The 13,715-nt window shown below is 51.1% G+C and carries 13 protein-coding genes; 11 read left to right on the forward strand and 2 right to left on the reverse strand.

Annotation, left to right across the window (positions count from 1 at the left end; all coding sequences use genetic code 11):
* Window positions 1-33: 33 nt before the first annotated feature.
* Both OHL19_RS22285 and OHL19_RS22290 read right to left on the reverse strand, forming a co-directional pair.
* On the reverse strand, window positions 34-753 hold the full coding sequence (locus tag OHL19_RS22285; protein WP_263360048.1) for a HoxN/HupN/NixA family nickel/cobalt transporter: 720 nt from the start codon (window positions 751-753) through the stop codon (window positions 34-36).
* A gap of 46 nt (window positions 754-799) precedes the next feature.
* Window positions 800-1,210 (reverse strand): (2Fe-2S) ferredoxin domain-containing protein, encoded by a 411-nt coding sequence (locus OHL19_RS22290; RefSeq protein ID WP_263360049.1) that lies wholly within the window; start codon window positions 1,208-1,210, stop codon window positions 800-802.
* A 36-nt stretch (window positions 1,211-1,246) separates the two neighbouring features.
* On the opposite strand from OHL19_RS22290, the gene OHL19_RS22295 reads away from it, so the two are divergent.
* The 11 genes from OHL19_RS22295 to murQ all read left to right on the forward strand — a co-directional run bounded on the left by OHL19_RS22295 (window position 1,247) and on the right by murQ (window position 13,622).
* Window positions 1,247-1,555 (forward strand): hypothetical protein, encoded by a 309-nt coding sequence (locus OHL19_RS22295; protein ID WP_263360050.1) that lies wholly within the window; start codon window positions 1,247-1,249, stop codon window positions 1,553-1,555.
* Window positions 1,536-2,906, forward strand: coding sequence for a CobW family GTP-binding protein (locus OHL19_RS22300; RefSeq protein WP_263360051.1), 1,371 nt, complete (start codon window positions 1,536-1,538; stop codon window positions 2,904-2,906). Before OHL19_RS22295 ends, OHL19_RS22300 begins: the two co-directional genes overlap by 20 nt.
* Window positions 2,894-3,973, forward strand: a complete 1,080-nt coding sequence (locus tag OHL19_RS22305) for a WD40 repeat domain-containing protein (protein WP_263360052.1) — start codon at window positions 2,894-2,896, stop codon at window positions 3,971-3,973. The genes OHL19_RS22300 and OHL19_RS22305 overlap by 13 nt, the downstream gene beginning before the upstream one ends.
* 33 nt (window positions 3,974-4,006) lie before the next feature.
* A complete protein-coding gene (locus OHL19_RS22310; protein ID WP_263360053.1) occupies window positions 4,007-4,402 on the forward strand; it encodes a Fur family transcriptional regulator in 396 nt (131 codons plus the stop codon).
* Between the two features lie 118 nt (window positions 4,403-4,520).
* Window positions 4,521-5,198 carry a response regulator transcription factor gene (locus tag OHL19_RS22315; RefSeq protein WP_263360054.1) on the forward strand — a complete coding sequence of 226 codons (678 nt, stop codon included), beginning with the start codon at window positions 4,521-4,523 and terminating at the stop codon, window positions 5,196-5,198.
* Between the two features lies 1 nt (window position 5,199).
* Entirely contained in the window at window positions 5,200-6,624 is a 1,425-nt protein-coding gene (locus OHL19_RS22320; protein WP_263360055.1) for a HAMP domain-containing histidine kinase, read from the forward strand.
* 151 nt (window positions 6,625-6,775) lie between these two features.
* Window positions 6,776-7,549, forward strand: coding sequence for an acid phosphatase (locus OHL19_RS22325; RefSeq protein ID WP_263360056.1), 774 nt, complete (start codon window positions 6,776-6,778; stop codon window positions 7,547-7,549).
* A gap of 88 nt (window positions 7,550-7,637) precedes the next feature.
* Entirely contained in the window at window positions 7,638-10,352 is a 2,715-nt protein-coding gene (locus tag OHL19_RS22330) for a TonB-dependent receptor (RefSeq protein ID WP_263360057.1), read from the forward strand.
* Window positions 10,353-10,444: 92 nt separating this feature from the next.
* Entirely contained in the window at window positions 10,445-11,035 is a 591-nt protein-coding gene (locus tag OHL19_RS22335) for a hypothetical protein (protein WP_263360058.1), read from the forward strand.
* Between the two features lie 202 nt (window positions 11,036-11,237).
* A complete protein-coding gene (locus tag OHL19_RS22340; protein WP_263360059.1) occupies window positions 11,238-12,704 on the forward strand; it encodes a sodium:solute symporter in 1,467 nt (488 codons plus the stop codon).
* A 24-nt stretch (window positions 12,705-12,728) separates the two neighbouring features.
* A complete protein-coding gene (murQ, locus tag OHL19_RS22345) occupies window positions 12,729-13,622 on the forward strand; it encodes an N-acetylmuramic acid 6-phosphate etherase (RefSeq protein ID WP_263360060.1) in 894 nt (297 codons plus the stop codon).
* Window positions 13,623-13,715: the final 93 nt, after the last annotated feature.

Here is a 13,715-nt window from a genome sequence, read left to right on the forward strand (position 1 = left end):
CGTAATACAAAGTTATGAAGAGTTATGGAAGTCTTAAGATATCTTCGGATTGCCTGCTGACATTGCAGCGACGGATGCCGCATGCAAAGGGTCGCGCGAACTCCAGATACGAAGAGCAATCAGGCCCACAAAGAGAGCGCAACCCATCGGCATAGCCACTCTATCTATATCTATTCGTAATAACTCCGCACCACCCAGGCTGAAGGAAAAGATAACAACAAATACTCCCAGGACCTGGGATGCGCGCAGGGCACGTCTGCCGCCGGAAATAGCCTGGCTTTGTGTTCGCGAAGCAAGGTATCCGTCTGTGCCGTCTACGATGATCATTCCTGCTGAAAACATGAGGCCGAGAATCCATGGATTCATGTCGGCAGCGAGTACGAGTGCCGAGAGTTGGCTGGCAGTTTCAAAACCCGCACCAAAGATAATGCCAATGACGAGCGGACTCGTGATCTTAATTCGAGAGAGTGCAAGATGACGGTGCTCAATTGGTCTTCTCAGGCGCCATAAGTTAAGCGCGCCGAGCGAGATCAGCAACCAGGGAGCATAAGGCTCAAATGCGCGAGCGAGAAGACCGCCTACTCCAACTGCGAGGATAGTAACCAGTGTGCCGTGTCCTATTGCGAACAAGATGCCGTTCCATCGAGATGGGCGTATACGCGAGAGGCCGTCAATCGCAGCCAGATGATCTGGATCAACTCCATGGCGCAAACCGAGAGCTACTGCGAGAGTTAGAAGCGTTGAGTGTGTCATTGCAAATCCTTTGTAATTTGGCTCTCGACAGTTGAGCGTGCTGACACTATCGCCCGTTGGATGCCGTGTCGCGAAAGGCAGCCAGGCGATGCGTATCGAACTCTTTCGGCAGGGGGAGTAACTCGTCAGAGATTTTGGATTGCTCCGCCCAGTCGGCCAGCATTTCATACTGTCTTCGCTGGGTAATCTGCGCGAGCCATTGCGTTCCTTCGGCGCTGGTGATCATGATGACGTTCGGCACGTCGCAAGGACCAAGACATCCACTGATGGATAGATGAACTCGCTTGAGTAATCCTCGATATTTCCACTCCTGCTTTAGCCACTCGACAGGAACCTCTGGATGTCCTTTGTGCGTCTGGCCGCAGCAGCATCCGTTGCAAACGCTGATCTGTCCCAGCATTGGACGCTTGGTCGAAACAACGGGTGGAGGTTGAGGGCGTGGAGATGTCCTTGACATAACGACAATGATAACTCATTATCGTTAAGGAGGGCGATGTCGATGGATTTATTTGTTTTGAAAAACCCGCCGAATTCTACACGGACAAATGAGATCAAGGTACAGGTCGCAGCAGAGCTGGGGCTGGCCGAAGATACGATTGTCATGGTCACAGAGTTGACATGCATGGAGGAGGGATGTCCTCCGATAGAGACGGTAATTGCGGTCTTTACGTCCTCTGGCAACAAGTTTCAATTCAAGCTACATCAGCCTATCGCAGAGATTACTGCCGAAGATATTCATCGTATTTGCAAGCAACGGATCGACTCATCCCTGGAGATACATCATGGAAGCAACTGCAGCTAATAAAGACACACGCGTTCCCGTAACTGTTCTTACTGGATTTCTTGGTTCAGGAAAAACCACGCTCTTGAATCGCATTCTTACCGAAGAGCATGGCAAGCGTATTGCCGTTATCGAGAATGAGTTCGGCGAAGTGGGTGTGGATCAGGAACTTGTGATCGGCGCCGAAGAAGAGATCTTCGAGATGAATAATGGTTGCATCTGCTGCACGGTACGCGGCGACTTGATTCGGATTCTGGGCAACCTGATGAAGCGGCGCGAAAAGTTCGATTACATCCTCGTAGAAACGACAGGAATGGCGGACCCTGGTCCCGTTGCGCAAACGTTCTTCGTCGATGATGAGATGCAGGCAAAGCTGCGACTCGATGGCATCGTAACTCTGATTGATGCGAAGCATGTGTGGCAACACATCGATGATTCGGATGAAGTGAAAGAACAGATTGCCTTTGCCGACGTTATTCTTCTCAACAAGATTGACCTGGTGGCTCCGGCAGATTTGAATAAGCTGGAAGCGCGCATTCACTCGATGAATGCCGCAGCAAAGATCTATCGAACGCAGAATGCAGCTGCAGAGATCGATACGGTTCTCAACGTTGGAGGTTTCAATCTTGACCGTGCGCTTGAAGTCGATCCCCTGTTTATGGAGCCCGAATACCCATTCGAATGGGGTGGCATCTATTCTCTTTCGGCTGGGTCTTACCGGTTTCGCTTTGACGTAGGCCCCGATCCAACTATGTCCCTCGTCATTCTTCCAATCAAGAACACAAGCGAAAATCCATCCCGTGAGATGCTTGCGTCAGTTGAGATGGATGCCGTGCTTCTCTTCTCCGACGTTGAACAATCAGTTGCTGCGGGAAGTCCCATTGCTCCTGCCAAAGTGCATTACAGGCTTATGCTCGATGGAAATATTTCCGAGTTTCAAATAAATATTCCGAGCGATGGCTGCTATGCGTTATTCACTGAGCATCGTCCGGAAGAGTTTCATGCAGCACTCTATCATCGCGATGCTCCGATCGCGCCCTTGTTTGAGCGCGAATACAAGCCAGATCATGAGCACGATGAAGAAGTCTCATCCGTGGGCATCACGATTCCAGGGGATCTAGATAAGCGCAAATTCAATCAATGGATGAGCGGGCTTCTGCAGACGCAGGGCACGGATATCTTTCGCATGAAGGGTGTACTGAGCCTCAAGGGCGAGAAATATCGCTTCGTATTTCAAGGGGTTCATATGCTTTTCGATGGCCGTCCGGATCGCCCATGGAAAGAGGCAGAACGACACAATCAACTCATTTTCATTGGTCGCAACCTCGACCGGCATCAGCTGAATGAGGGGTTCAAGGCATGCCTGGCATAATCGAAAGACATTTCGCCTCCAAGCAAAAGGTGCAAGATATTTCGCCTTTGTGGCGAACGCTCCTAGATGAATCTGTTGTCTCGACGGCATGGTCTGCAACGGGCAATCTGCTTGCGGCGGCATCAGCCAGAGGCACGATATATATCTTCGACATTCCAAATCAACGATGCATGCGCGAGGGTCAGGGACATCAACTAGGGGCGACTCAGGTTGCGTGGAATCCGAAAGATCCGGTGCTTGCGAGCGCTGGGCTGGACGGGAAAGTATGCCTGTGGAGACCAGCAGAAGAAGGCCCGTTCAAAACATTGGAATGCGGAGACGAGTGGGTCGAACACATCGCATGGTCTCCCTCTGGGCAATATCTCGCAACTGCCGCAGGACGAAAACTGAGGTTGTGGAACAACGATGGTGAGTTAGTCCGAGATTATCCAGACCACCCCAACACGATTGCTGCAATTGCATGGAAGCAAGATGCAGATGAGATTGCCTCGGCTTGTTACGGACAGGTACAGTTCTGGCAGCCACGGCAAGATAAAGTTCATCAAACCTTCTTATGGAAAGGATCAATGCTTTCGCTTGCGTGGAGTCCGGATGGTCGCTATCTTTGCCATGGCAATCAGGATGCGACTGTACACTTCTGGATCGTGAAGTCTGGAAAGGAACTCCAGATGTGGGGTTATCCAACCAAGGTACGTGAGTTAGCGTGGAATCGATATTCTCGCTATCTTGCCACCGGTGGCGGCCCTTCGATTACGGTTTGGGATTGCTCCGGCAAAGGGCCTGCCGATACAAAGCCAATCGAACTCAGGCACCACAGATCGCCTGTAACCAGGCTCACGTACCAGCGATCAGGGCCTCTACTTGCATCTGGATGTTCGCAGGGGCTGCTTGCTTTTTGGAAGCCAGGTAAGCAAAAGGGACCTGATAGCACAAGCTCTCTTTCGGCTTCGATTACGGATCTCGCATGGTCTCCTGATGACCGCCTACTGGCCGCGGCCGCCGAGGATGGGAGTCTGGTTATTTACTCCAGTGCGGAATTACAGATACTCACAACGTCCACAGATTGATACCATGCTATTGAGGTCTTAATCAGTACGACAATGGAAAAACGAAACACAAGACAAAAGGCAGCCATCAGAGACGCATTCACTGAAGCGGATAGGCCCCTTTCGCCAGAGGAGGCGCTGAGCGGCGCTCAGCAATTCTATCCGGCTCTTGGTGTCGCGACGGTCTACCGCAACATTCAGGCGCTGATCGAGGAGGGCTGGCTGCAAGAGGTTGCAATTCCCGGTGACTCCACGCGATATGAGGTCGCAGGAAAAGCGCACCATCATCATTTCCAATGTAACGAGTGCCGCAAATTATATGAGCTTGAGGGATGCGTCCCAAAATTCAAGCCGAGACTTCCACGCGGCTTTCGAGTTACCGGCCATGAGTTCTTTCTCTATGGAACATGCGCGAGTTGCCGAATTGAATCCCCTGAAGCTCAGGCTTAAAATCACTTGCGGTTGACGAAACGATTCGCACCCAGAATGTCTTCTCGCATAGTTTTGACCATTTCTTCATATAGCGCGAGTGGGCATCCCCGTTATGCTAGAAAATGGTCTTTCTACAATGAATGTACTGGTCATCGAAGATGACAATAGAATTGCGAGCCTCGTCGAACGCGCACTGACAGAAGAGGGGCATCGTGTCACCGTGTCAGACAACGGACGGCAGGGTGCAGCCATGCTTCTCTCGGGGAGATTCGACGCTACCCTGCTCGATATACTTCTTCCCGAGATGGATGGGTTTGAGGTTCTGGAACAGGTGCGCGCCAGGCACTGCAAAACTCCGATATTGGTTTTGACGGCTGTCGATGCAGTCCCCAAGATTTTGCGTGCGTTCGATCTAGGCGCGGATGACTATCTCGTAAAACCTTTCATCCTGGAGATTCTCCTGGCGCGTGTTAGTGCCATTGCGCGACGCGTTGCAACGATAGATCTGCCTCCGGTGACCGCTGCAGGCGTTACGCTTGATCGTGGTCGTCGACTGGCTATACGTCATGGCAAAGAGATTGCCCTCACACGAAAGCAATTTGAGCTGCTTGAAACACTCATCCGGCATAAGGGCCTGATTACCACTCGCGAACAATTGATCGAAGCAGGATGGGGACTTAGCGCAGACGTGAAGGAAAACACCCTGGATGTTTACATCCACGGCCTGCGATCAAAGCTGGAAGATCAGTCCGATAAAGGGCAGCCGCTTATCAGAACTGTTCACGGATCCGGTTATATGTTCGTGGCGGTTTAGCATGGGTAGCCTTTCTGTTCGTGCGAAGCTTATGCTTTTCTATTTCCTGGTCACCCTGACCGGGCTTTTGATCTTTGGACTTATGTCCTTTGGAGCTCTTCAATATGCGCTGCTGCAAGGGAAAAAGACACACCTACAGGGCCGTGAAGATCGCTTGATTGCTCTACTCAAGGAAAATAAAGCAAAGGGCGTTAAAGAGTCTCTGGGCGAGCAACTTCGCAACTACGCACTCGTAACTCACGAAGGAAACTTATTTCACATACACAATCTGGATGGCAGTGTTTTCTTCCCTACGGAGGGGATCAGGCAGGACTGGACGCTGTCTATTAAAAACGATTGCTCGCGTCCGGTATTTAGTTCGGTAGTTCTCGACAAACAGCCCGCCCTGGTTATGTGCCATATGATTTTGATGGACGGTCGCATGGTCCGCTTACATATAGGTGGCTCTCTGGATGAAGAGACTTACATTTTGCGGGAGTACCGCGATGCACTTCTTCTGCTAATGCCCGCGCTGTTATTTCTCTCGTCAGTGAGTGGATACTTTCTGAGCCGACACGCATTGAAGCCTGTCGATCGAATGACTCGTGCGGCGCTTGAAATCGGAATCGGAAATCTATCGCAGCGGCTCCCAGTCCCAGCAGCAAAGGATGAAATTCAACACCTCGCTGTAGCTTGGAACCAACTTCTCGCCAGGCTTGACGCGGCTGTTTCTCGCCTTAGCCAATTTTCTGCGGATGCTTCGCATGACCTCAGAACATCGATCACAGTCATGCTTGCTACCGCCCAGTTATCTCTACATCGGCATCGCTCCGAAGAAGAATATCGTGATGCACTCGGGAAGATTGTTACAGAGTGCAGGACCGCTTCCACACTGCTGGATGCGCTTCTCTCACTTGCTCAGAGCGATAACTTCGTCCACGAAGTTGCATTCAAGAAGATTGATCTTTGCGAGTTAGTAGTAAGTGGCTGCAGGCGTGTCGAGGATCTCGCTGAATCGAGTGGAATCCTTTTGGATTGGCATCTGCCACCCGAGACGATCTACATCGAAGGGGATGAATTACTACTACAGCGTCTGCTGGGAATACTACTGGATAACGCGATTCGCTATACGCCAGGATCGGGTGAGATTCGCGCAGAAGTCTCGCTCGCTGCGAATAACGCATTGGTGACGGTACGTGATACGGGTGTTGGTATGTCAGAGGATATACGCTTGCACGTCTTCGATCGCTTCTATCAGGCCGATCTGCGGGAAAGAAAATCAAAAGCCGGCAACGGCCTTGGCTTGTCGATTGGCAGATGGATCGCAGATGCTCATGGTGCGGAACTGACGGTAGAGAGTACTCCACAAGAGGGCTCCGTCTTCCAGATCAAGTTTCCTATTAAAGCGACGTTATCGCCGATGGAACCGGCATTTGTAAAGAAGTGAAGATTAAACTTAAGGTTGCTGAAATAAACCTTAAATCCACCTTAAGATCAAGTCTTATTTTGAAAAATCCACACTCAAATCTCAATATTCACATTGCAGTAACTTAGCAGACTTCCGGTATTCACAATACGACCTTACGCTCAGTTTCACTATGAGACAAAAATGCCTCACAGCGAGCCTGGCCATTCTGATGATCAGCACTTGCTTATACGGACAGACGTCGTCTGCGACTTCTCCGGCAACGAAAGCAACTTCCAAAGCATCGTCGATTCATTCGGCTTACTATCTCCAATCCCTCTCACTTCACCTCGATCTAATTCTGCCTCTGCCTCCCGCCAAGAGCTCAGATACAACCACCACTGAACTTGCGGAGCTGCACCGTATCGAAGCCAGCCGTACGCCGGAGCAGGTAGCGCAGGCGCAGGCAGATGATCACGAACAGGACATCTTCATCTTCAGGACAGTGATGGGACCAGACTTCTCTGCTGAGTCTCTGCCTATCACTGCCGCACTATCTGCTCATGTTCACCAAGATGAAGGTGCAGCAGCCGATCCGCTCAAGAGTATCTATCGTCGCTCTCGCCCATATCAGGTGGATAACACTCTGCATCCGGTATGCGCGCTAACTTCAGAGCCGACTTCTTATCCAAGCGGACATTCACTATCCGGCTATCTGCTTGCCTTCACTCTTGTGCAGATTGTCCCCGAGAAACGTCAGCAGATCTTTGACCGTGCTGATGAGTATGCGCACAACCGCCTGGTGTGCGGGGTTCACTATGCCAGCGATACCGAGGCAAGCCGCAAGACGGCCTACGCCGTATTTGGTTCATTGATGGCTTCACCCCGATTTCAACAAGACCTTGCAGCAGCACGTGAAGAGACGCGCCGCAAGCTCGGTCTTTCTCCGTCAGCGCCTCTGCAATAAAGCAGAGAACGAGGAATTGTCTCTCGCACTTCGCTGACAATATCGCCTTTAACTTAGTTACTTGATTGATTTCCTACAGGAGGAATTTGTGACTCGAACCAAACTCTACCGCTGGAGCGCACCGCTATTGCTCAGCATATGCGCTCTTTTATTTTCCATCGTGCCAGTATCGCTGCATGCTCAGAGCAGCGACGCCAGCCTCGCTGGAACCGTCACGGACGCTAAAGGCGGTGCGCTTCCGAATGCAACCGTAAATGTGAAGAAGGATTCAACCAGCGATGTTCGCACAGTAAAAGCTGATGCCCAGGGACACTTCTCCATCAGCGGCATAGCCTCAGGCCGCTACACGATTGAGATCACAGCCCCGGGGTTTAGCGTCAACAGCCGCGTTGTGCAACTCGTCGCAGGGCAGGATCAGGATATCTCTATCGCTCTGACCGTAGGCGATGTATCGCAGCAGGTGCTGGTTGAGGCTAACTCCGTTGGTTCTGTTGCTGCGGCATTGGCACCTATGGACGCGTTGCTAGAGGCTCGTTCTGCGCGCACTGAGATCACTCAGGCTTTCATTCAGAACTTTACTTCTCCCGTGTCTGACTTCGGTGAAGCGGTAGAAATGGCTCCGGGCACATTTACCACGAACGGCAATGGCGTCGGCCTTGGCCAATCTGCTACGTTCTTCCGTGGATTTCCCGATGGTAACTACGACATCGATTTTGACGGTATCCCGTTCTATGACACCAACACTCCTACGCACCATTCCTGGGCTTTTTTCCCATCGCAATTTTTAGGTGGAATCGACTTTGATCGCAGCCCGGGCACTGCATCCACGATCGGACCTACGCCATTCGGAGGTTCCATTCACCTACTCTCCAAGGATCTTTCCCCTGTTAAGAATGTCCGTGGACAATTCGCTTATGGTTCGTTCAATACGTATCTTTACGATGGCGAATACGATTCCGGCAATGTTCTGCCGAATCATAAACTGAATTACCAAATTGACGTGCATCATCTGCAATCCGATGGCTATCAGACTTTCAACCATCAGACACGGAATGCCGGAGCCATCAAGGTTCAATACAAGCTGTCAGATAAGACCATGATTACTGGCTTTTCCGGCGTTATCTGGCTCGATGCCAACACGCCTAACTTTTCTGCTACGCGCTGCCAGATGTTCGGTGCGACCAGCGCATATACCTGCACAGGAACACTGGCTCCATTCGCAGGGTCAGGTCTGAACTTCCTGCTTACGAACAATTCTGACCCGGTCAACTATCTCGATAACAAGTACAACTCCTACCATGTACCGACCGATTTTGAATATGTTGGTCTGCATACCGAGCTGCCGCATAACATCACTGTCGACGTGAAGCCATACACCTATAACTACGACAACTCAGAGCTATATTCAAACGCGACTCCAATCACGGAACAGGCTACCATCAATGGCTCAAAGACTTACATGGGTCTGAACATTGCTCCATGCAATATCCCTGTCACGAAAAAAGGCGTTACTGCGATCCCTTGCGCTGTGGATAAGTACAACAGCTATCGCAAGTACGGCGAAACATCGACTGTCAGCCAGACCTCGCGATTCGGCGTGTTTCGCGCTGGCATGTGGTATGAGTGGGCAGATACCAACCGTCACCAATTCCCTACCGACCCGCTTAACAATTGGGCAGATCAACCTCTGTCAAATTTCAACGAGCAGTTCTGGACTAACTCTTACCAGCCCTATGTCGAGTATGAGTTCCACGTTACGAAGGCTCTGAACATCACTGCCGGCACCAAATTTTCTCACTACAACATCGCCACTAAACAGTTTGCTGACGACGGCAAGACCATTGGCGGCCTTGGCACGAACGACCCATCTACCTTCATCACCAATAGCGGCAGCTACTCTGCCTGGTTGCCATCTCTCGATGCAAACTACCGCATTCGGAGCAACTGGTCTGCATACGGTCAGGTTGCCACGGGCAGCGTAGTGCCGCCCAGCAGTGTTTTCGATTATGCCCAGAACGCAGCGGGTATTCCGGTCAAAACACTCCCCAAGCAACAGCGCTCAACCACCTACCAGACAGGTACGGTGTTCAAGCTCAAGCGTGTTACATTCGATGCGGATTTTTATCACATCCGTTTCCAGAACAGCTACTCTTCAGTAGACGATGCCAGCGGCGAGCCGATCTACTATCTGCAGCCCAGTTCCATCACCAAGGGCTTTGAGGCTGAGAGCAATATCTATATTGGCCGCGGTCTCAGCGCCTATCTCAACGCATCGGTTGGACGCGCCACTTACACGGGAACGCTGAGCGTTAACTGCGCTCCGTCTAAGTGCACCGGCGCACCGATCACTGTTACCGCGCCCTCTGGTCTATGGGTCGCGAATACGCCATCCGACGTTGAGACAGAGGGTGTTACGTATCAGCACAAGGGTTGGGATGTCGCCGTGTTCAACAAGCGCGTTGGCACTCTCTACCAGGACAACGCGGCTTATCACAATCAGGCCACTATCGATCCATTCACACTTACGAACGTTTACTTCAACTACACGCTTCGGACTGGTGGACACTTCGACCAGACCAAGTTTCGTCTGAGCTTCAATAACCTGTTCGATGAGCACAACATTACTGGTGTAAAGATTGCCGGTTCTGCGCTCACTCAAACGATCTCCGCGAATGGCACGACATACACCGATCCATTCAACACCACTGGCCCCACGCCGATCTCCGGTGGCGACAACGTGAGCATACTCCCGGGACGCAGCGTCATGCTTGCGGTAACCTTCGGATTTTCTCCGAAGAAATAAGCGTCATGCAACGATGGGCCGTGTCACCGGATTACTCCGGGGCCGGCCCATCGTTCATGGCAAATTATCATCAGAAGCAAGAGAGGCATCCGATGCGATCCAAGTTTATTCTCGCCATTCTAGCCTTATGCGCCATTTACTCCACATCTGGGTGGGCACAATCAGCACAGAACTATCTTGCGAATAATACGGTGCTTATCGTTCGCCATGCAGAAAAGCCTGTAGAAGGCACGGGGCTGACTCCAATGGGAGAGGCACGCGCACAGCTTTACGCAAAGTACTTCGTACCGTTCCAGGAGGATGGGCTCTCTATCTCCGTCGATTGCCTGTATGCGGGGGCCGACTCGAAGAAGAGTATGCGTCCGCGATTAACGCTTGAGCCGCTAAGCAAAGCTACGGGACTACCTCTTCATCATGAGGTGGGCACAAAAGATCCCGAAGCGCTTGTACTTGAACTGACAAAGGAAGCGCACGGCCAGCATCCGCTCATTGCATGGCGACATAGTGAGATACCGGCACTACTGACTGCATTTGGAGTTGTGCCTGAGACCGTTTTGCCAAACAGCAAATGGCCAGACGATATCTTTGACTGGGTGATCTTACTTAGCATTGGTCCGGACGGCAAGGTGACGTCGGCGAAACTTATCCATGAGCACCTGACAGTTCCGGTATCAACACCTTAGATCCAATGCTGATAACAGAACAGGGCAGGCCGATGTAGAAGGCCTGCCCTCAATTTTTTTGAATAAGATGGATACTGATAAAGTGGCAAAGACAGCATTTTAGACTCTATATTCCTTTTCTCGAATCAATAGTTTATAAACTCCACAGAGACTGGCAGGATTTAACTCTCGTCTATACGCCATCCGTCGAGGAGATTACTGAATGGGGTTGAACCTTGTCGATCTTGCGGTGATCGTTGCTTACCTTACGGGCGTTACACTTTTCGGTCTACGATTTCGCAAGAAACAACGAACGCTCAAAGATTATTTCCTCGCAGACAATACGATCCCCTGGTGGGCGATTTCACTTTCTATTGTCGCGGCAGAAACAAGTACACTCACCATCATCAGCGTGCCAGGCCTGGCTTACGAAAAGGACTTTCGCTTTCTGCAACTCGTGATCGGCTATCTTATCGGTCGCGCCGTTGTTAGTTTTTTATTTATTCCACAATATTTTTGCGGCGAACTGGTTACGGCGTATCAACTGATAGAGAGTCGCTTTGGGGAGCGACTTAGATCGCTTACTGCGGGGCTTTTTCTTGTAACACGTGCTGCGGCTGAAGGCGTGCGAGTTTTTGCCGTAGCCATTGTGGTGGGGATCGCTCTCTCAAGTCTTCTTGCCGGGCTTACCAGCTTTGAAAGAGACATTACAGCGATTGCTATCGTTACGCTGCTGACGCTGGTGTATACATTCGAAGGCGGCATGGCGGCCGTGATCTGGACCGATGTCATTCAACTGAGTATCTATGTGACAGGCACGATTGTGGGCTTCTTCACGATACTGCATCTCGTGCCAGGCGGATGGGGAACGGTGCATACGATTGCTGTGAATGCGCATAAGTTCCAAGTCTTTGATTTTTCCTGGAGCTTATTCACTACCTATACGCTGTGGTCTGGAGTTATCGGCGGCGCATTTTTAACGATGGCGAGTCATGGTACGGATCAGTTGATTGTGCAACGATTGCTATCGGCGCGCAGTGAGCGCGAATCCAAGATGGCGCTGCTTTCAAGTGGAGTTGCGATCCTGTTTCAGTTCTCTTTATTTCTGCTGATAGGCGCGATGTTATTTGCATTTTATAAGCTCTTTCCTCCGCAGGTTCCGTTTACTCGTACGGATACGATCTTTCCGGTCTTTGTTGTTACGCACATGCCACATGGAATCAGCGGCCTACTGATTGCTGCTATCCTTGCGGCAGCAATGTCTAACCTGAGCGCCGCATTGAACTCCCTTTCCTCTACAACGATAGTGGACTTTTATGTAAAGCTTCGTCCGAAGTCTACAGAGTTACGGCGCGTACAGCTATCGCGTATCGTCACTGTTGGTTGGGGTGTTCTGCTGTTTGCGCTGGCTATATTCGCACGCAATGGAGGCAAGGTGCTTGAGGTTGGCTTGTCCATTGCCTCGGTCGCGTATGGAGCGTTGCTTGGTGTGTTTCTTCTTGGAGTGCTCACCAGGAGAGCTTCTGAAAGCGGCGCGATGATAGGCATGCTTTGCGGTTTTCTGCTGAGCATGTATCTATGGCTCTTTACTGGCGTTTCATTTACCTGGTATGTAGTGCTTGGAAGTGCCGCTACTTTCGCTATCGGATATGCTGCCAGTATGGCAATGCCCCGTACAAACACGATATAAGACTTCTAAAAATTGAGGATATGCATGAAACTGAAAGCGCTTGGGACAGAACGTCGTAATCCAGCTACTGAAAATCTCGATACAATGTCGACGATTGAGTTTGTTACTGCGATGAACCACGAGGATGCAGTGGTTCCACGAGCTATTAAAAAAGTGCTGCCTGAGATTGCACGGGCTGTCGATGTGGTCGCACAGTGTCTCGCGAAGGGCGGTCGATTGATCTATGTCGGGACAGGCACGAGCGGTCGCATTGGAGCTTTGGATGCATCCGAATGCCCACCTACATTCAATACAGATCCGGAGATGGTTCAGTTTTTGATTGCCGGGGGTGAGGACGCACTTGTTCGGCCAACAGAGGCCAGTGAAGACTCCCTTGAACTCGGGCGCAAAGATATGGCTTCGAGAAAACCAGGTAAGCGCGATGCAGTGGTGGGCATTGCGGCGAGTGGGCGTACGCCTTATACGATTGCGGCTCTAGAGTATGCGCGGAGCAAGGGGGCGAAAACAATTGCAATAGCGTGCAATAAAGGATCTGCTCTTGGCAAAGCTGCGGAATTTCCTATCGAGATCGAAGTAGGCCCCGAGGCGCTGACTGGATCATCCAGGCTAAAGGCTGGAACGGCGCAGAAGTTGGTCTGTAATATGTTGACTACCGGCAGCATGACGCAGCTTGGATATGTGTACGGCAATCTTATGGTCAATCTGCAGTTGAAGAATGAAAAGCTTGTCGAACGCGGCATTTTGATTTTGGAGTATTTGACAGGCGCGGACCGTACAACAGCATTGAAGGCTCTCGACACAGCTAGCATGAGCGTACCGCTTGCGCTGGTGATGTTGAAGGCCGATGTGAGTAAGGCGCAGGCGGAAAAGAGACTTCGCAAGGCGAAGGGAAATGTTCGCAAGGCACTGGAGGGTTGATTTGCGGAAGGCTTTGAGAAGTGGGCTTATCTGTTCACGGCTATGCTGCTTTGCCCTGTGTTTAAGCATGTTAGGCCAGCATGAATCTCTTGC

This window comes from Acidicapsa ligni (assembly GCF_025685655.1).
GTDB lineage: Bacteria > Acidobacteriota > Terriglobia > Terriglobales > Acidobacteriaceae > Acidicapsa > Acidicapsa ligni.

Bases quoted from the DNA above. Each gene is read 5' to 3' on its own strand.
- OHL19_RS22285 (WP_263360048.1), bottom strand. From the start codon at position 753: ATGACACACTCAACGCTTCTAACTCTCGCAGTAGCTCTCGGTTTGCGC.
- OHL19_RS22290 (WP_263360049.1), bottom strand. From the start codon at position 1,210: ATGTCAAGGACATCTCCACGCCCTCAACCTCCACCCGTTGTTTCGACC.
- OHL19_RS22295 (WP_263360050.1), top strand. From the start codon at position 1,247: ATGTCGATGGATTTATTTGTTTTGAAAAACCCGCCGAATTCTACACGG.
- OHL19_RS22300 (WP_263360051.1), top strand. From the start codon at position 1,536: ATGGAAGCAACTGCAGCTAATAAAGACACACGCGTTCCCGTAACTGTT.
- OHL19_RS22305 (WP_263360052.1), top strand. From the start codon at position 2,894: ATGCCTGGCATAATCGAAAGACATTTCGCCTCCAAGCAAAAGGTGCAA.
- OHL19_RS22310 (WP_263360053.1), top strand. From the start codon at position 4,007: ATGGAAAAACGAAACACAAGACAAAAGGCAGCCATCAGAGACGCATTC.
- OHL19_RS22315 (WP_263360054.1), top strand. From the start codon at position 4,521: ATGAATGTACTGGTCATCGAAGATGACAATAGAATTGCGAGCCTCGTC.
- OHL19_RS22320 (WP_263360055.1), top strand. From the start codon at position 5,200: ATGGGTAGCCTTTCTGTTCGTGCGAAGCTTATGCTTTTCTATTTCCTG.
- OHL19_RS22325 (WP_263360056.1), top strand. From the start codon at position 6,776: ATGAGACAAAAATGCCTCACAGCGAGCCTGGCCATTCTGATGATCAGC.
- OHL19_RS22335 (WP_263360058.1), top strand. From the start codon at position 10,445: ATGCGATCCAAGTTTATTCTCGCCATTCTAGCCTTATGCGCCATTTAC.
- OHL19_RS22340 (WP_263360059.1), top strand. From the start codon at position 11,238: ATGGGGTTGAACCTTGTCGATCTTGCGGTGATCGTTGCTTACCTTACG.
- murQ (WP_263360060.1), top strand. From the start codon at position 12,729: ATGAAACTGAAAGCGCTTGGGACAGAACGTCGTAATCCAGCTACTGAA.